The sequence below is a fragment of the Nodularia sp. UHCC 0506 genome, from assembly GCF_034931045.1.
GTDB lineage: Bacteria > Cyanobacteriota > Cyanobacteriia > Cyanobacteriales > Nostocaceae > Nodularia.
Window position 1 is genome coordinate 14,924 of the sequence record NZ_JAYGHH010000029.1, and the last position, 19,894, is coordinate 34,817.

At 40.4% G+C, this 19,894-nt stretch carries 14 protein-coding genes and 1 pseudogene; 10 read left to right on the forward strand and 5 right to left on the reverse strand.

The window, feature by feature from the left end:
- The 6 genes and pseudogenes from VB654_RS15925 to VB654_RS15950 all read left to right on the forward strand — a co-directional run.
- Positions 1-1,546 (forward strand): annotated as a pseudogene (locus tag VB654_RS15925) (hypothetical protein); the annotation flags it as partial.
- Positions 1,547-1,813: 267 nt separating this feature from the next.
- The gene (locus tag VB654_RS15930; protein ID WP_323214753.1) at positions 1,814-2,287 is read left to right on the forward strand and encodes a hypothetical protein; all 474 of its coding nucleotides are present in this window, start codon (positions 1,814-1,816) and stop codon (positions 2,285-2,287) included.
- Between the two features lie 43 nt (positions 2,288-2,330).
- Entirely contained in the window at positions 2,331-2,690 is a 360-nt protein-coding gene (locus VB654_RS15935; RefSeq protein WP_323214754.1) for a hypothetical protein, read from the forward strand.
- Between the two features lie 97 nt (positions 2,691-2,787).
- On the forward strand, positions 2,788-2,976 hold the full coding sequence (locus VB654_RS15940) for a hypothetical protein (RefSeq protein ID WP_323214755.1): 189 nt from the start codon (positions 2,788-2,790) through the stop codon (positions 2,974-2,976).
- Positions 2,977-3,107: 131 nt separating this feature from the next.
- Entirely contained in the window at positions 3,108-3,854 is a 747-nt protein-coding gene (locus tag VB654_RS15945; protein WP_323214756.1) for a hypothetical protein, read from the forward strand.
- Positions 3,855-3,884: 30 nt separating this feature from the next.
- On the forward strand, positions 3,885-5,957 hold the full coding sequence (locus VB654_RS15950; RefSeq protein WP_323214757.1) for a S9 family peptidase: 2,073 nt from the start codon (positions 3,885-3,887) through the stop codon (positions 5,955-5,957).
- A gap of 129 nt (positions 5,958-6,086) precedes the next feature.
- Here VB654_RS15950 and VB654_RS15955 read toward each other — a convergent pair whose 3' ends face one another.
- Positions 6,087-7,394, reverse strand: coding sequence for an amino acid permease (locus tag VB654_RS15955; RefSeq protein ID WP_323214758.1), 1,308 nt, complete (start codon positions 7,392-7,394; stop codon positions 6,087-6,089).
- 149 nt (positions 7,395-7,543) lie between these two features.
- Complete coding sequence (locus VB654_RS15960; protein WP_323214759.1) at positions 7,544-8,743, reverse strand: AAA family ATPase; 1,200 nt, start codon at positions 8,741-8,743, stop codon at positions 7,544-7,546.
- A gap of 461 nt (positions 8,744-9,204) precedes the next feature.
- Between VB654_RS15960 and VB654_RS15965 the strand changes: the two genes are divergently transcribed.
- Positions 9,205-9,660, forward strand: a complete 456-nt coding sequence (locus tag VB654_RS15965; RefSeq protein WP_323214760.1) for a response regulator — start codon at positions 9,205-9,207, stop codon at positions 9,658-9,660.
- 31 nt (positions 9,661-9,691) lie between these two features.
- Here the strand turns inward: VB654_RS15965 and VB654_RS15970 are convergent, their stop codons facing one another.
- Together VB654_RS15970 and VB654_RS15975 are read right to left on the reverse strand one after the other, a co-directional pair.
- Positions 9,692-10,828 (reverse strand): HAMP domain-containing sensor histidine kinase, encoded by a 1,137-nt coding sequence (locus tag VB654_RS15970; RefSeq protein WP_323214761.1) that lies wholly within the window; start codon positions 10,826-10,828, stop codon positions 9,692-9,694.
- A gap of 27 nt (positions 10,829-10,855) precedes the next feature.
- A complete protein-coding gene (locus VB654_RS15975; RefSeq protein ID WP_323214762.1) occupies positions 10,856-12,190 on the reverse strand; it encodes an ATP-binding protein in 1,335 nt (444 codons plus the stop codon).
- A 1,188-nt stretch (positions 12,191-13,378) separates the two neighbouring features.
- Between VB654_RS15975 and VB654_RS15980 the strand changes: the two genes are divergently transcribed.
- A complete protein-coding gene (locus VB654_RS15980) occupies positions 13,379-14,101 on the forward strand; it encodes a response regulator transcription factor (RefSeq protein ID WP_323214763.1) in 723 nt (240 codons plus the stop codon).
- Here VB654_RS15980 and VB654_RS15985 read toward each other — a convergent pair.
- Positions 14,098-15,459 (reverse strand): lipid-A-disaccharide synthase-related protein, encoded by a 1,362-nt coding sequence (locus VB654_RS15985; protein WP_323214764.1) that lies wholly within the window; start codon positions 15,457-15,459, stop codon positions 14,098-14,100. The genes VB654_RS15980 and VB654_RS15985 overlap by 4 nt on opposite strands.
- A 203-nt stretch (positions 15,460-15,662) precedes the next feature.
- Between VB654_RS15985 and VB654_RS15990 the strand changes: the two genes are divergently transcribed.
- Both VB654_RS15990 and VB654_RS15995 read left to right on the forward strand, forming a co-directional pair.
- Positions 15,663-17,690, forward strand: coding sequence for an outer membrane protein assembly factor (locus VB654_RS15990; RefSeq protein WP_323214765.1), 2,028 nt, complete (start codon positions 15,663-15,665; stop codon positions 17,688-17,690).
- A 508-nt stretch (positions 17,691-18,198) separates the two neighbouring features.
- Complete coding sequence (locus VB654_RS15995; protein WP_323214766.1) at positions 18,199-19,767, forward strand: serine/threonine-protein kinase; 1,569 nt, start codon at positions 18,199-18,201, stop codon at positions 19,765-19,767.
- Positions 19,768-19,894 lie beyond the last annotated feature (127 nt).

The following is a 19,894-nucleotide window of genomic DNA, read 5'->3' on the forward strand; positions in this document are numbered from 1 at the left end:
TAGGGGTGAACGTGGCTTGACTGGGGCAACTGGAGCCAGGGGTGAACGTGGTAAGGACGGAGAATTTAATATGGCAGAATTAGCTGGTATATTTGGTGTTTTGGGTGTTTTACAATCTAAGATTTCTAATGTAGAAGTAATAAGCAATAATATTCGTCTAAAAACGGACGCACTGCCTAGCACAATGCAAGAAGCATTATGTAAGGAAATGACAAATGGCAAATGCTTTCCTGCGGGTTTAAATATGTGGTACATGGCATCGCCACTGGCGACTGTTGCACAAACCGCCGCTATTGTACCTGTAACAGTTCAGGTAACTGCTTTACAAGGTCAAGTAGCTGCTTTACAGGGTCAAGTAGCTGCTTTGCAGGGTCAAGCTACAGTTTTGAATACCACTTCATTGGCTACTGCTACTGCTGTCACCGCACTAAGGCCAACAGTTATAAATACTGGGAATATAGTTAATAACGCAAATCAAAACATTACCAGATTAGGAAACGCCGTCAACAACCAAACTACTAACATTACAAAACTTGGTAATCAGGTTAATAACATTACTAATGTTACCAACCAAACTAATACGAAAGTTGACAACATTACTAATGTTACCAATCAAACCAATACGAAAGTTGACAACATTACTAATGTTACCAATGCTACCAACAATCAAATTACTAATTTAACTAACGTTACCAATGCTACCAACAATCAAATCACTAATTTAACTAACGTTACCAATGCTACCAACAATCAAATCACTAATTTAACTAACGTTACCAATCAGACTAATACTAAAGTTGATAACATCACCAACGTTACTAATTTAATCAGCGAGGCTCAAGTTGATATCTGTGAATCTGAATGTATTCAATCAATAATCAACAAAATTGAAACAATAAATGAGAATACGTCTGAATTGTGGATTGAAATATCAGTACCTATTGTTTTTTGCAGTTTAGTCGATGGTCTATGGGTTCCTGCTAGGGACTATATTGACGTGTCTGTAACAGCAGGCGTAGCTACAGCAACCCAACTTGAATTTGAGGAGCTGGCTAAATCGAATGAAACATTATGCGACCTTAAAAACAAACAGGAAGCTTACGCAGCAGTTCCCGATTCCTGGCTCCTAAGACCAGAACATCATAGACCTCAAGTGATTTTTCAGTTTGCAGAAAAAACCACCGGACCCGCAATTGGATCGGCAAAATATGCTATCAGTATTCCTCATCCAAGGAAAGATTACAGTCCTGGGAATAAATCACCACTGCCATCTTATAAGCGTGGGAACTGGGAGATGATTTTTGTTTTGTCCGATAATTCTAAGATTGTTATTCATGCTTTAAATGCAGCAGAAGGACAGAAAGTTTTAAAAGCTGCCATGAGTATTGTTGATCGAAATTATCTCAAGGGTAGCTACTTGAGTAAAAATGGATTGCTTGAGAGTAACAATCCTCTTAAAAAAATCGAAGTGCAGTGCCGATATGCCAAATACTTTCCAACAGGAAGGAAAGATATGAAACCTGCGTGGGTAAAGTATTTTGAATGATCCAAGACGGCATTGGCGAATACCTAGAGATATATCTACTGCTGTCCCACTAAAGGAAGCCGCTAAAAGGTTGAATTATCATCCTAATACTTTAAAGTCTTGGGCGAAAGTAGGTAAGTCCCCTCACTGTTTCAAGATTGGGTCCAGGTGGTATTGTCTCCTTGAAGAGTCGCTAATCGGGCGTTAATGTCCGATTGAAACCTTGCTTGTTTCAACTCGTGAGTAAGACTATCTTTGGCTTAGGACTTTACTTACTTATTGTGATATATGCTTTTTGATCCAGGCACTGGAACTCTTAAGTCAGTTTCTGTTGAAGCTGCTTTCGTAGAAGCAGCACAACTGCTTGAGTTAGCGGAAGAAGCTGCACCTATTGCTACAGACGTAAACTTTACAGATGTAAGCCACGACAACACCGCGAAAACTTTTGATATTGCAGCTAGTATTCCTGTAGATGTAACTATATCTCCGTCAGGACAACCGACATTTTCGGCTACTGCTTACGTATCCCCAGCGTTTACTACTGGTGGGGATATCAATGCAACAAGCCTCCCATCTGCGGTTTTGGAATTGGCGCACTTGCTACAAGACGCTGAAAGAGCCAGTGAAACCAATCCAAATAATATAAACATTCAGTACGATACAGATGCCGGAACAGCATCAATTACAGCGAGCATTCCTTGTGTTCGCAGTGTTGAGGCTAGTGGCAAAGTTTTAACTACTGTCACCCCATACTTAGCCTAATTCTGGAAAATTTATTTAAAATCAAAAGGATTGATAACAGGTAATGGCTAACGAACCTAAAAGTGATTTATGGGTAATTCCTCTGGGTGGAACCATAGGGGATGCGGGAGCAATTCAGTATGCTTTTCGCTCCAAGAAGGATGCCTACAAAAATATTGCGGGCGACTTGGGACTAAAGAAAGCCAAGGATACTGACAAGGGCTTAATATTCGGGGCCAATTCCCCCAAACCCGCGACGGTTCGCATTCTGTACACCAAGGACGGTCAAAGCCGAAGTGCTACCCGCTTCTGCCAGCCCGATAATTTAAATGCCGTGACCACGGGGGGGAAATTAAACGGCAAAAAAATAAGGGTTAATGGCAAGGAGTACAACATCTTTAATGTCGTCATCAAATCAAATTAGTTTAATAATTTTCCCCAGCCAGGTAAATTTAAGCTGCAATTCTTCCCTAATTTTTTCTTGGGGAGAACCAGCTTGTTGATTAAAAAGGTGGTTGTAAATGACGGCACAGAAACTGACAGTTTTGATTACAGTCCTGACCCTTAGCACCCAAGCAGCACTGTATCTGCTTACAGGCGGTTTCACGCTGGGAAATCGTGTATCTGATATATCCTCAGAAATCAAACTGCTGCGGGCTGAAATTACATCTCAGAATCAAATTCAGGATTATTCGGATAGAGAAACTTGAATCCGCTAGATTGCTTGATTAACTTCTGGTAGTTCATCCTAAGTCATTATATTTATGCCACTGTTTAGCTTATCATTCTGAGATTACGCTTTTTCAGGAGGTTCGCCTCAAACAACAATAGTTAACTTAATATGCAAACTGACTCTAACAATTCAAATCATGTTGCATCGACTCTCCATCCAGGAAAGTTGTTGATTCCGCGCCCCCACAGACAGAAATTTTTTATCCAGTTTACCTTGATGACTGTCTTGGGATGGGTTGTAGGTGGCATTGCCAGCATAGGTTTAGAAAGAAGCATCTTGGGAGGCCTACCTCCTGCCGATTCTTTTCATTGGGTCAAAATACTTGGTAACATTGTGTTTGCGGTAGTTTTTGCCGCTGATCAAGCCCTTGTCCTGCATCGTTATATCTCCGGTTGGCTATGGATACTGGCTACCAGTGCGGGTTGGTTAATTGCCAACAGCATCGCCTTTTCCTGGGTGAAATATATTTCCTCCCTTGCCAGTTCCTTCAATGCAGGTGTAACTCCAGAGTTAGTCTTCATCTGGGGAGTTTTGTCAACGATCTCATACATTCTGGCGGGAATTTGGCTAGGACTGTGCCAATGGCTAGTGTTACAGCGCTACGCAAAACAAGTGTGGTGGTGGATTTTCCTGCCTTCTATTTCCTTCTCCTTGATCAGTATTTTTGTTTGGTTCCTGTCTCTTGTGCAAGATTTGATTCCAGAAATGAATCGCACTCCTATATTGTATTGGAGTGAACAAACATTTACGGCTATTATTCTCGGAGTGATACCAGCAATTGGCTTGTGTACCTTAAAAACAAACTCTCATCGTCCAACCAAAAGTTCTAGTTCATCTACCCTTACCAACAGCTAGTTGCTGGATATTTACCATAGGTTAACAATTATGAATAAAGATAAAGTTTTACCAAAAATAATCACGCCACCGATGGCGACACAACAAACAGAGGTTTTAGAATTGCATGGCGATCGCCGCATAGATAAATACTTTTGGATGCGCGACCTAGAAAACCCAGAAGTTTCCGCCTATCTGGAAGCAGAGAACGCCTACACAGCAGCAATGACAAAGCATACCGAAGCGTTACAAACCCAGATATACAATGAAATGCTGGGGCGGATTAAAGAAACAGATTTATCAGTACCATTCCGTAAAGATGAATATTATTATTATTCACGTACCGAAGAAGGCAAAGCTTATTCAATTCATTGTCGGAAAAAAGGTAGTTTAGACGCGCCGGAAGAAGTGCTAATCGATGAAAACGAATTAGCCGCAGGTCATGATTTTTTTGAACTAGGTGTATTTGAAGTTAGCCCCAATCATCAAATATTAGCTTATTCATTCGATACTAGCGGTTCAGAGCAATATCTTCTCTGTTTCCTTGACTTGAATACACATCAATTATACCCAGAAAGCATTGCCGAAACTTATTTTTCTTTTACTTGGGGTAACGACAACAAAACTGGTTTTTACACCAAAATTGATGATGCTAATCGTCCTTACCAACTGCTAAAACACACATTAGGAAATCCCCCTGAAAAAGATGTACTGATTTATGAAGAAAAAGACGATATTTATCATTTATATGTTGGCAAAACCCGCAGTCAATCATATATATTAATGCTGTTGCAAAGTAGCATTACTACAGAAGTTCACTATTTGGATGCTAATCATCCCCAAGGTGACTTTCAGATCATTCATCCCAGAACTACAGGGGTAGAATATGATGTTGACCATCATCATAATAATTTTTACATTGTTACCAACGACAAAGCCACTAATTTTAAATTAGTGAAAACACCTGTAGCTGCGCCAGCCCAAGAAAATTGGCAAACGATAATTCCTCACAGAGAAGATGTGCTGCTATTAGGAGTCAGCTTGTTTGCTAATCATTTAGTAATTTATGAAAGAAAAGGCGGATTACAAACTGCAAGGGTGCAAAATTTATCTACAGGTGAGGAAAATAATATTAATTTCCCAGAACCTACCTATGAATTTGATGAAGGCAATAACCCAGAATTCAACACTAATATACTGCGCTTTCATTACACCTCTTTAATTACGCCCCAATCTGTGTTTGATTACAACATGGAAACAAATCAGAGGGAACTGAAAAAACAAACAGAAGTATTGGGTGGCTACGATAAAACTCAATATCAAAGTGAGTGGCTAATGGCGACTGCAAATGATGGCACAAAAATTCCCATCTCCATTGTTTACAAACAGGGAATTAACAAAGATGGCAAAAATCCCTTGTTACTCACAGGCTACGGTGCTTATGGTTCTTCTTACCCAGCATCTTTTTCATCCACCAGATTAACACTTTTAGACCGGGGAGTAGTGTTTGCCATTGCTCATATTCGTGGTGGCGAAGAAATGGGGCGAAAATGGTATGAAGAAGGTAAATTCTTACAAAAAAAGAACACCTTTACAGATTTTATCACCTGTGCAGAGTATTTAATTACTAACAATTGGACAGCAAGCGATCGCTTAGTAATTACTGGCGGTAGTGCAGGCGGTTTATTAATGGGTGCAGTCATGAATATGCGTCCTGATTTGTTCAAAGCCGTAATAGCTAATGTTCCCTTTGTAGACGTAGTAACAACAATTCTAGATACTTCTCTACCCCTGTCAGCAATGGAATGGGAAGAATGGGGAAATCCCAACGACAAAGTTTATTACGACTACATGAAATCTTACTCCCCTTACGATAACGTCGAAGCTAAAGATTACCCAGATTTGTTAATTACTGCGGGTTTAAATGATTCTCGCGTCAAATATTGGGAACCCGCCAAATGGACAGCCAAACTCCGGGAGATGAAAACAGACAATCATCTTTTGCTGCTGAAAACCAATATGGGTGCAGGGCATAGCGGTGCATCTGGACGTTATGAAAGCTTGCGCGAACTGGCTTTTGAAGATGCTTTTATTTTGGATAGGTTAGGTTTAGGAAATACTTAACCTCAATCATTCCTGAGCAACTACTCATAATACTCAGATCCCCGACTTCTTAGAGAAGTTGGGAATCTATATAGTCAAGGTTTTATGTTTTTATGCACTCCAAGAAAAAGGATTAATCACTGATTGAGATTAATTACTTCCACTCATTAAAAGTATGTGTTTAATAATCAACACTGATGCAATTCCCATGATCAGAATCAATGTCACTCTACCACCAGGAACAAGCGGTTGATTCATCTTATTTAACTGTTGTTCTTGACGTTGTTTCCAAGTCATTAATGCTGGAATTATTCCGCCTAAAACTGAAATGCTAAAGGTTCCTGCAAAATCTAGGGCGCTAAAGAAAATACTGGGATTAATTGCGCCTAAACTCATGGGAGGTAAAAGAATCAGAGAATAAAGCGGTAGACGACTAAAAGGTTTACCCTCTGCAACTGGGAACAAATCTTTGAAGAAATCCAGCAACCCGTAAACAAAACCAATAAATGAGGTGGCGATCGCAAACTCTGAAAAAATAGATAATAAGATGCCCAACCATTCCCCAGCCCCACCAGCCCGCAGTATTTCCAGGGGGTCAAAATCACCGATGCTTTGGATTTCAGGACTAATACTACCTAAAATTACCCCATTCCACAGCAAAAACATCATTAAAGGAATCAAAGAACCAATAATAATAGACTGGCGAATTTTGGGAATATCTCCTTCCAATTGAGTCACCACCACAGGGACAACATTATGAAAAAATAGTGCCACCAACATCACTGACACAGCACTCCCCAAAGCCGTCCAGTTGTGAGTCAACAGTTGCACACTCTTAACTTGTCCTCCACCTATAAACAATAGACAAAGAAATGAAATAATCACAATCGCCACAAAAACGCTGTTGAGTTTCTCAATCAATTTTTGTCGCCCCAGATACATCATGCCACCAAATAACAAGGTGAAAATAATTGTCCCCACCCAAGCCGGCGGCATATTTTCGAGTCCCCACACCTGAGAAACCCCAGAAACTAAAATATTTCCCCCTTGAGTCATGTAAGCCACCAGCAAAGCGTAGTGGAGGAACAAATAAGCAGCGCCAGCAATACGCGCCCCCACAAACCCCAAATTTCTCTCCACCATTGTCAACAGACCAATACTCAAACGTCCTTCCAGACGCATAGCATTCACACAAACTTCGGCCAGCAACAAGCCAGAAATTACCGTGTACAGCCAGACAGCAATTAACAACACTGTAGATGGTACAACCCCAGAAGGTAGAGTTACCGCAGGTAAAGCCAGAATACCAGCCCCAACTGTTGTTCCAGCAATCAGCGCAATATTACCTAATACACTCCCCGGTTGATGACTTAACTTATTTTCATTGAATTCGACATGGGAACATAATCGAGTAACTTCTTCTGAATGAGACTTGAAAACAGTTTTTGTAAGGGTCATGCTGAGATAGATGTCCGAAAGGGATGCAGACTGTTAAATTATGTAACTAATTCTAGCAAAAACCCATCAAACTCTCATTTCTTGGTATAATTTGTAGGTGTGCTGTTTGTTCTTCCATATATCTTCATCTGCAAACACAGCAAAATAAACTATACAAATCGCTGAGTAAATTCATAGATTAAATCCACCCGGCCTTTCCGCAACATAGCCGGGTCTAACCGTTCAGTAGTATTGCAAGTCATCAAAACCACTAATTTTTGCTTCATCTGAATACCAGAATCATCAATAATGCTTTGGTACAAAGTGCCATCCAACAAACTCAAAATATGCTCTGTTTTATTATTATATTGAGCCACTTCAGAAGCTCGATTTTGTGCTAAATTGTCAGCCTCATTGATAATAATGCAAATTCGCTCTAAATAATTAGGTGGGACAAAGTTAGAGATCGCATCATGATCTAAAATAAAAATGACATACCCTAAAGGGACAATAATTTCTTTCGCTACAGCCTGTGTCCATACAGTTTTACCTGTACCCGGTTCACCATGTACCACAATAGCCAATTGATTTTGAGTCAAAATTGCCTGTTGTACTGTATCTGTAAAATTTTGAATATCTGCGGGAAAACTCCGAATCGGAAATTGACTGTGAACCTTACCGACACGACTTTGATATCCACTCAGCATCACAGCTAAGTCATAGGTTGCTTTGTTAATTAGCGGAGAGATATTCGTTGACATTAAAGTATAATACCGTCGTCCACGCTCGTAAGATTCAATTTGTAGCCAAATATCGTACTTTGACCAATAAGCATAAACTGTATTAATAACCTCTAGCCGGTCCCAACTCACAAATTTTTCTACAGGAAAATAAAAATCTCTTTCTAAATAGTACTGGGTAATAATATCAGGAGAATCCAAGATTTGTAAAACTCGTAAAACGGTAATTTCTTGTAAGCGATTGAGAACGTAATCAATTGGAATGCTACTACGGCTCACAAATTGTACAATCGGTGTCTCTGTACTCAGAATATCTTTATAGCGATGATCTGGTGATTGTGGATCAGGTGTGATATAGTTCCAGTATTTTTCTACCTCATAACGAGTATTATCAGATACAACACTCAGCAAGTTTGCCCACCAAGCATAATTATTCCGTCCCAAAACTTCAGCAAAATTGCTCACTAAATTAAAAGTTTTTTGAGTGAACTCGCGTGTATCTTTATGTAACAGTTGCCCTAAAAAGCCCCAGTCCAACTCTCTATGAAACGGTCGCCAACCACTGGTAAGTAAATTTTGACGATTATTATTAGGAGTGCTTTCGTTGCTTCTCAAATAATCAAATTCCATGTTTTTTTAAATTATCCAGCAGTACTCGAGCTATTATGTGATCATCTGAAAATATTTTAAACTTGAGATTCTTTAGTACATTGATGTTTCATATAATACATATATATTGCGTAAGGATTTAAAGCCAAGGTGACTAAAAATATACGGATAATTCTGTACCTTTGACTTTACCAAAATTAGTAGCACTGAAGATATTACGGTGAATTAGAATTTTTATATCGAGTTATTATAAATTGGGAGAAGAATATTCTGTAATTTTTCGTATAATCAAGAGGTACTTGCTAAAGCTATAGGGTGGAAATTTTCTTTTACCTATGTTGTTTACGTGGGCAAGAATCATCAAATAGGCAAACGCAAAATCTGAGATGATCATAGGATTAGCTCTATTATAACCTCGCAGCCTGTCTCGGTTATTATCTTAAGCACAACGATAAATTCCAATTCAATCTTCTGGAAAAGAGATGTATCTGGCACATTCATTCATGAGTGATGAAAAGAAGCAAAACTCTCAGCAACCCTTAATCTTGGTAGTGGAAGATCATGATGATAGCCTACTGCTGATTGGCTATGCCCTGGAGTCACTTGGCTGTAGATTTATCTGTCAAAGTGACAGTTCTACCACGTTACTAGTTGCTAAAGAGCATCAGCCAGACCTGATCATGTTAGATATTCTATTACCAGGTCTTAGCGGTACTGATGTCGTGCATTATTTGAAACAAGAACCACTAACTGCTGAAATTCCAGTTCTCGCAGTTACAGCTTTAGCTAGTAGAGAGGATCGAGAACGTCTCCTCTCAGTGGGCTTTGACGAATACATCAGTAAACCTTACATGATCGAGGATCTAGAGGCAATAATTCGCCGTCTGCTATGTGGTAAGCTCAATTCTCACTCAAGTCTTAAGAGTGCTGAGTGCTGAGTAAGAAGAAGTGAATTAACCAAATGACCAATTAATGACCACTGTGTTTTGGTAGCTTGACTGTGAAGACACTACCTCGCCCCGGTTCAGAGGTAAGTGTAATTGTGCCACCGTGTGCTTCTATAATTCGGCTTGATAGATGCAGACCTAAGCCACTACCAGAGCGTTTATTTCTACCTTGGCGAAACCGTTCAAAAACAGTGGGTTGGTCTTCGGGGGGAATGCCATAACCGGTATCTGTCACTTCGATGATTACGCCTTCTTCACTTTGTGAATTAGCTGATTTTTCCCAAAGACGAACTTCTATTCCTCCTGTATCTGTAAACTTGATGGCATTGCCAATTAAGTTGTTAAATACGCGTCGCAGTTCTAGGGGATCGCCCATTACTACACCAGCATTTTCTTTTTGTAAATCTAACTTACTTGTATCTATTTTGAGAACCAGATTTTTTTCACTAGCAAGGGGAGTGAGTTCGCTACTGACTTCTTGAATAATTTCTGGTAAATTACACTCTACATCGTTTAAAGTCTTTTTCCCTGCCTCGAAGCGATAGACTTCTAATAGGGTGTTTACCATTTGCATTAAATTTTGATTACTGCGAATCATCACTGCGATCGCTTGTTTCATTTCTGGAGAAATTTTGCAGAAGGTTTCCTGTTGAAACAAGCCCAGCATTCGGTCAGCAGCGACTAGTGGAGTCCGCAAATCATGAGTTAAACGCGAAACAAAGTCTTCGCGCTGACGTGCCATCTTTTTTTGTTCGTCTAAACTGTGTTTTAGCCGCAACAGCGATCGCACTCTGGCTAAAAGTTCATCTGTATCAAATGGTTTACGAATAAAATCATCAGCACCAGCGTCCAACCCTTCAACTACACTGGATTGGTGAAAGGCAGTAATCAGCAAAATGGGAATATAGCTGGCATTAAGTCCAGGATTTTTACGGATGCGCCGAGTCACTTCATAACCATCCATTCCTGGCATCATCACATCTAATAAAATCAAATCGGGTGGAGATTGTTTAATTTGCTGCAAAGCTGTTACACCATCGGCAACTAAGTCAATCTCATAACCCTCACTTTCGAGAATAGTTTGCACCAAAATGAGATTATCTCTAGTATCATCAACGGCGAGAATACGATCAATTTTCGGCTTTTCCACAACAGACATGGTTTATCAACGGTTTATGAGAATAATTTATAGCTTGAGATGGGGAAAACCCATCGATGCTTTACTGGATTTTGGGGGGGACGAATGAGGGTTCTGAACAGAGCAAAAAATCTCGTGACTATTCAAATTTAAGGTGGGAAGATTATCCATTGTGGTTGGTAACGATAGTTGCCGTGGTACTTCAATTCTAAACATAGAACCAACTCCCAATTGACTTTCCAAAATTATTTTGCCCCCCATCATTTGCACCAAAGAATCGATAATCGCTAAACCTAGTCCCGTCCCAGGGTATTTGCGCGTAATGCTTTGATCCACTTGGCAGAAGGCCTCAAAAATATGTTTAAAGTCTCTGGGCGCGATCCCAATACCTGTATCCCGAACAGCGATCGCTAATTTATTTTTAGGGAGTTCTTTAACTTCTACCCAAATACAACCAGATTCGGTGAATTTAATGGCATTGGATAATAAATTTATTAAAATCTGCCGCATTCTCAATGGGTCATTAAATACTAATGGTTGCTGCATATCAATATCAACTCGTAAAGACAGCTTTTTTGCTTCAGCTAGAGAACGCATTTCGGCAATAGCAATATTAATTATTTTTGTTAAATCAAATAATTCTGGTTTTAACTCTAGTCGTCCTCCTTCTAACTTAGAAAAGTCTAAAACTTCATTTAACAGCATCAATAAATTCTTGCCGTTGTTCAATATGCGCTCTATCATATCTGTTTGTTGATGGGTCAGTGTACCAAACTTTGGGCGCAGCAATATTTGAGAAAATCCAATAATGGCATTCATTGGAGTCCGCAGTTCATGAGACATCGTTGCCAAAAACTGAGATTTGAGCCGTGATGCTTCCAATAATTTGAAGTTTTGTAACTGGATTTGTTGCCTTTGTTGTTCTAGTTCTTGATTCTGGCGAAGCAGCTGTTCATTAGTTTCTCGGAGCTGCTGGTTTACTAAAGCTGTCTGCATTTCAGCGCGATGTATGCGAATGGCATGGCGTAAAACTTGTGCTAAAGTTTCTGAACATACTCTAGATTTAGAAACATAGTCTGTAGCACCAGCTTTCATAAATTCGACAGCAATTTCTTCATTTTTTTGGTCGGCAAGAACTACTAAAGGAACTTTGATTTCCGCCGCGCGTAGTCTTTGAATCAGTGTCAAGCCATCCTGATCTGGCAGGCAATCATCAAGGAACACACAATCATAAGTAGCAGTTCTTAACGTAGCTAGTGCGTTCCTTCCATTAGTTACTTCAGACAGTTCGATACAAACATCAGCTTGAGTCAAAGCCCGACGTACTGCCATTCGATCTACTTCATTATCATCTACAACCAAAATTCTCAGCGTTTCTTTCATTGGTTTTTATTTTCGCTGTCAAATACAGGTTGATATCTAGCATCTCTATTTTCAAACTATCCCACTAAATAATTTGGTTGTGATTTTCACCAATTTTTCTCCTCTACTTTCAGGAGTTTAATTTTTATACTCAAATTCTCTAGAACCAGAATATTTTTCAATAGAAATGTGATTCACGCATAAATTTTGGATAAAATTCCATATTTATGTAGTAATGCCATAGGTTTCCTAAATTTAGTGTCAATAACAGGTTGAAAAATATGCTATGGGAATCCGGTTTGGTTTCTGAATCTACTCGTAGAGGTAGGGAACAGGGAACAGGGAACAGGTAACAGGGAACAGGGAACAGGGAACAGGTAACAGGGAAGAAGGAATCAAGGTATACGGTGTTTTGTTCAAAATTCAAATAGGAGTCCTATAGAAACTTTTAATCTTCAACCTCCACTCCGTTTTGACTCACGGTTTTATTAGTGATTACAACTACGGAAGTTGCTTTCAATAGTAGAGGAAATTGACATAAAGTCACAGAAAATACTTTGTTAACCCTCAAAACGATTGTAAATTAGTCGGCTAACGCCTGTCCTCAGTCGTTAGTGAGAGTTAAGTACCAAATTCGTGTACCATAAGCCTGAGCAGTTTTACTCACTCGGTTGCTGAATCTATGTCAAGCTAAAAGCATGGTTATTGCTAACAAGAGAATTTAACGTAATTATGTTTCTCCTCTAATGCTCAAATTTTTTTGACCTATGCTGTGGCAGTGATTTATTTAGCGATCGCGAACTTACAGAGTTAAAAAATTTACTAAAATAACATTTTCAACCCCGGAAAAATACTGAAAGTATCATCGGCGATGAGCTTCCCTGCGATAGAAGTAATAATCGGTTTGGGTTGATTCATTTTTCAAAATTTCTATTAAAGCTTTAGAATAAAATGAGATGACTTTCTACTGTGGAAAACATGACATAAATTATAACTTGTTTCAATATTCCATATTTGTGGTGACAATAAAGATATATCTTTAGCTAGATTTTTAAAGAACGTTAGTGTGAATAAACTGCACATTTACTATTTCTGTTGATGGATGCCAATTAGTAGAAATATCATCTATCTTTGGGGTGGGAAAATAAGATAAACTACTTAAAAAAGGCCATTAGCTGCAAGATGCAATTATCAACAGCGAGTACAGCAATGAGTGAAATCAGCATTATTTTAATTGAAGATCATGATCTCACCAGAATGGGACTAAGAGCTGCGTTGCAATCACACAGCGCTCTTAAAGTAATTGGTGAAGCAGCAAATGCTACTCAAGGACTAAAACTTTTAGAAACAGCTAAACCAGATGTGGCAGTAATAGATATTGGTTTACCTGACATGGATGGGATTGAACTCACCCGCAAGTTTAGACGCTACCAAGCGGAAACGGGTCAAACCGCCACCAAAATTCTCATTTTGACAATGGATCATACAGAAGATGCAGTCCTGGCAGCTTTTGCCGCAGGTGCAGACTCTTATTACATGAAAGAGACTAGCATTAATAAATTAACCGAGGCCATACAAGCAACTCATGGCGGTAACTCTTGGATTGATCCAGCGATCGCCAATGTGGTATTACGGAAAATGCGCCAAGGTATTCCCGGAGAAAGCCAACCTGCGGATAAACACAAAACCGTGAAAATTGAAGCCTTAGCCACGGAATACGAACAAGTTTTAGAAACTTATCCCCTAACTCAACGGGAACTGGAAATCCTAGAATTGATTGTCGCCGGATGCAGCAATGGGCAAATTGCCGAACAACTGTATATCACCGTGGGAACCGTGAAAACTCATGTGCGGAATATCTTGAATAAACTCTGTGCAGATGATCGGACTCAAGCCGCAGTCAGGGCTTTACGTTCTGGTTTAGTTGGTTAAAAATTCTCATGGTACAACTTTTTATATAGACAATCAGCAATCCTGCGAGCTGCTCCTGGTTTACCCATGCGCCGGATTCCGTTGTCGGAAATCATTTGCAAGGTATCAGGATTTTGTAACAGCGATTGCAGTACCTGGGGAACTTGTCCCGGATCGTCTACTAATAATAGAGATAGTCCTAAAAGTCGGCTTTGCGCTTCGGCAAACCCTGGGTTATATTGGGGACCATGACCAGGAATGGCGATCGCGGGTTTTCCTAAACCGATGAATTGTTCTGTTGCTGTGCCAGCCATAGCGATCGCTACATCCCCCCAGTATAAACAATCATTATAGGCTTGTTGTGTGACGACAAAATAACCGTTTCCTTGCTTAAATATTAAGGCATCAGGATCAGAAATGGGCAGAGGAGATTCTGTATAGGACTGCCAACCTTGGGCTTGAATAGATGGGGATAACTGACTGACATCTAAACCCGGTGCGATCGCTCCTAAAAATACCACATTTCCCGAATGGTGTAACATGGAACTGCGTTTGGAGAAACTCGCCATCAATAAAGACACAGCATTCATAATGATTTCCCAGTTAGCGTAAGCTTCCGGAGGACGGGAACCAGGTAATAAAGTAATTACTAATGGTCTAGCTATTTCTTGCTGTTCAGTCGCGGAACTATAAAATCGCGCTGATGAAAACGTTGATTCCAAATTATCCATCATGGGATTACCCAAATCAAAAGCCGGAATTGACCACTTTTGTAATATTTCCGTAGTTAGTGCATCTCTAGGGAACACAGCCTGACAACGGCGACGACTCATCAACCACCGTTCCCAAGGATGATAAATCGAACCAGAAAAGTTTTCCCAACGCGCACCTTGAGATTTTCTCGGTAATAGTCCCCCTTCATCCCGGACATAATATTCTGATTTCGCCGTCCCCACAAACGCATAATTAGCACCACTAAAACAAGCAAATAACAGAGGCACAATATCCCCTACAGCTAAAATAGCGCTTTTGTTGCCTAGTTCTTTTTGGGAACGCACCCAACGACGAACAGCTTGAATTTGCTCCAGGGTAAGTTGCACTAAACCCCCCCGAACATCCCTCATTAGTTGCTTGCTATCCATATAAATAAAGCCACCAGAAGGCATAGTACGGACTGAACCAATACAGGGAATACCTAACTTTTGGTAAGCCCGTCCTTCACCCACCAAAGGTAATGCAAAGATATCTGGGGGGTGTGCTTGTTGCTGGAGTTGTTGCAAAATGCTGACAGCAATTATATCCTCTCCATGACCGTTGCTTAAAACTAGTAATTGCAAATTTTCCTTAGCATTTGGGGTTAATGGGGATACATCACTCATAGAAATCCGGGGAATAGGGAATTGTTACGGAAGCGAACATGATCATCACTAGAAGATGAGCAGAAACAAAATATGAAAATTAACTGTCTGTTTGGGTAAGAGGAATCAATGAGGATATCAATTGGCCAAGTAGCTGGAAGTTTGCATCATCCTCATTACTTCACCTCAATACAACTAACTACTACTTAATTAGATTAAATATTATGCGATATTCTTCTGCGGCAATTCTGACCTTCGCGACTTTAGCTGCTAGTAATTTTACACAACAAGCAACTGCTACATCAATTACAGTCACTTCTGGGGATGAAGTTGCTGAAAATTTAGTAGTGCCAGTCATTACAGAAACACCTACACATATTGAAGCTATTGCAGCCCCAGAAACTTTAGATTTGCCACAATTTTCTCAGAATTCTGTAGTTGCGCCAACAAATGTACAAAAAAACATCGTCCCCTCATCTCCCCCTCTCCTGATCTCTTCTTCTATCACTGATACTAATTTAGTAGTCCCTGCTACAGATGTCCAGGTAGTAGGAGCTACTCCAGAATTGCAGCAGATTGTCCGCCAAGTGATTAAAACCCAAACAGGTGGAGAAACCAGTCAAAACCAGCTACAAAAAGATGTCGCCGCAATTTTAGAAACTGGTTTATTTGCGAGTGCTAACGTCAATAGCAGCACTACCCCCAATGGATTAAATGTAGTGTATCAAGTGGAACCAGTGGTAGTGCGATCGCTGCAACTTTCAGGCGCAAAGGCACTGACTTATCAGGTAGCCCAAGCACGTTTCCAATCACAAATAGGTAAACCTATCAGTCCCGAAGGACTCAAACAAGCTGTCAAACAAATTGACCAATGGTACGCTGACAATGGTTATCAGTTAGCAAACGTCCTATCCATTCAACCCAACCGCGCAGGTATTTTGACAGTGAATGTCGCTGAAGGCTTAGTGGGTGACATTAAGTTTCGCTTTATTAATGACGATGGTAAAACCGTTGATAGCAAGGGTGAACCAGTAACAGGACGTACAAAACCCGATTTTCTCCGACAGCAATTAAAACTCAAACCAGGGCAAATTTTTCAACAAGATACTGTTCGCCAAGATGTGCAGCAGTTATATCGTACTGGCTTATTTGAAACTGTAAATGTTGCCTTTGAAGGTGATGCGAATCAAGTTGATTTAATTTACGAAGTGAAAGAATTTGGCGCACGGGCGATTAACTTAGGTGGTAGCTTTAATGCTGATGTAGGATTGTTAGCAACATTAAATTACCAAGATCAAAATATTGGTGGTGTTAATGATAATTTGAATGTCAATGTCGGCGTGAGTCGTAATGATTTGCAGTTTGATACTAGATTTACCAGTCCTTATCGTGCCACTGAACCTGACCGCTTAGGTTACACAGTTAATGCTTTCCGTCGCCGAGAAGTTTCCTCAACCTTGGATGACAAAATTACACTGCCTAATGGTGATAAAGTGCGAGAAGGTCAAATTGGTACTGGTATTAGCTTTCAGCAACCCCTCGATGATTGGGATACAGCTTTGGGATTTAACTACACTCGCACCAGTATTCGCGATCGCCAAGGTAATATTACCCCAACAGACGCACAAGGTAATCCCCTTTCAGCCAGTGGAACTGGCATTGATGATTTAGCGACAGTATCCTTTACCGCCTCCCAAGATAAACGAAATAATATCTTAAATCCCAGTCAAGGTTCTTTATTACGTTTGAGTACAGAACAATCTGTACCAGTTGGTCAAGGTAATATTTCTATGAACCGCCTCAAGGCTAACTATACACAGTATGTGCCAGTGAAGTTATTTAATACTAATAATACACAGCCACAAGTATTCGCAGTCAATTTTCAAGCTGGGACAGTAATTGGTGATTTACCACCTTATGAAAGTTTTAACTTGGGTGGTTCTAATTCGGTGCGGGGTTATGATAGCGGTGAAGTTGGTAGTGGTCGTAGTTATGTCTTAGCTAGTGCAGAGTACCGCTTCCCCATTGTGCCAGTCTTGGGAGGTGTCGTATTTGCTGACTTTGCCTCAGACTTAGGCTCTGGTGATACTGTATTAGGAGATCCGGCGGGCGTGCGGGGCAAACAGGGTTATGGTTTTGGTTATGGTGCTGGGGTACGTATAGATTCCCCCCTGGGCTTAATTCGGGCTGATTATGGCATTAATGACCAAGGAGAAAGCAGAGTACATTTAGGTATAGGGCAGCGATTTTAAACTCAATGCATAGATGTTTCTCACCAAACCTGTAAATCAACCATACTTTTAAAATCGGTCAATAATTCCCACATTGACACTCTCCAGAAGCCAAGCCACGGAGATTCTTGGTTCAACGAGTAGGGGCGGATTTAGAGATATGATTGACGATTGTCCCGAAAACTAGACGAATTGCGGTATCTTCCCCAAAGGTGCTTCTCTCCTCAAGGGTGCGTTTTTAAGGTCTTTCTTATCAAATGGAAGACTGTTAAAATAATTTGTAAAATATCGAATCTCTACGCATAAAAATTTGACACTCGTGAGCGCAATGGTTTAATAATAGGCATCATTTAACAACTACTGTATTATGAACAAGACAAAGCTGTTAATATAGACGGGAGGTTTTCCACTGCCAAATTTCAAAATATAGCAAAAACCTGTATAAAAAGTATGAGAAAAACTGGCATTTGAAATTTCCGGAAAACTCAATAATCAGTAATATTTACTTACTCAGTATTTAAAACTTCCTATGTTAGCAGGCTCAACTTTGCAGGATGGCAAATATACTCTAATCCAGGAAATAGGACGCGGTGGCTTTGGTATTACCTTTAAAGCTACTCATAACTATTTGGGTCAGGAAGTAGTAATGAAAACCATTAATGAAAAACTGCGCCAACATCCTGATTTTGCCAAGTTCGAGCGCCAATTTCAAGATGAAGCCAGAAGATTAGCTACTTGTATTCATCCTCATATTGTCCGGATTAGTGACTTTTTTGTGGAAGATAAATTGCCTTACATGGTAATGGAATACATTCGTGGCGATACCTTGGGAGACGCATTCGTATTGCCAGCTATCCCCTTGGCAGAAGCAACAGCAATTCATTATATTAATCAAATTGGGTCAGCATTACAGGTAGTACATCACAATGGTTTGCTACACCGGGATATCAAGCCAGATAATATTATCCTGCGTCAAGGTACTCAGGAAGTAGTATTGATTGATTTTGGCATTGCCCGCGAATTTAATAATGGTGTCAGGCAAACACATACTGGTATGGTTTCTGAGGGCTATGCTCCCCTAGAACAGTATTTGACTCAAGCACAGCGCACACCCGCTACAGATGTTTACGGTTTGGCTGCAACTTTGTATGCTTTATTGACAGCACAAGTTCCCTTACCAGCATTATTGCGCGATCGCGAACAAATGCCTTCTCCTCGTGAACTACAACCCCACCTGAGTGCAGCAGTTAATCAAGCCGTCATGCGTGGCATGGCTGTAGAATCTCAATTTCGCCCGGCAACAGTGGCTGAATGGTTACAATTATTACCTGGAAATCAAATCAATCCACCCCCTCCAGCACTACCAACTCAGGCAGTACCAACTATAGTTTTACCAGTCCAGGGACAGCGAAAAAAAATTCCCCCCAAAACTCGGCTCAGTCAGCAGAAAAACCCAAAAATGCCTCAGAAGCAAGGTATTGCTAAAATATTCATAGGTATAGGTGTAGCCTTTGTTGCTGGCACAGCAGGTTTTGGCATCACTACCCTATTTTCTAATTCTGAGCCACAGACATCTTCACCGCCTCTGTTTGAACAGCGCACAATCGAGCCGGAACCCGAAAACCCATTAGCTGACTCGCCAAATTCATCTGAAGAACAAGAGAATAACAGCAGACAAAATTCTCGCACTTCGACACCGCGCAACTCTGCACCAGTGACAACTCGCAGACAACGCCAACGTAATATTCCTGTGGTTGAAGAGCAAACTCCAAATACCAGCAGCAATTCTAGGGAAAGTCAGCCACGAAATAGTTCTAGCGAGCCATCAGTCAAACCTAATGTTACTCCCACACCATCATTATTAGAGACACTGCGAGAAGTCCGTTCAACTCGTGAGGCCTCACCTGCGCGATCGCGGGAAAATAGTATCCCCACTACTCGCCAAGATTCCACCCCACCCCCATCTGTTAAACCATCAAATTCTACAATTATTCCCACAGCGCCACCACCTACGGAAGCAAAACGCTCAGACCCTCCGGCTGTGGTCGTCCCTACTTTAGAAAACAAGCCAAATTCATTAGTCATCCCTAGCAACTAAATGAAGTCAATAAATTATTCAAAAGATGGAGGAAAACAGAATTTTTAATTTGTAAAATAACAAGAACTATCAAAAATGTCCGTCATGTATGTACCTATGAAGCTAGAAATTGAGTACATAAAGGCGG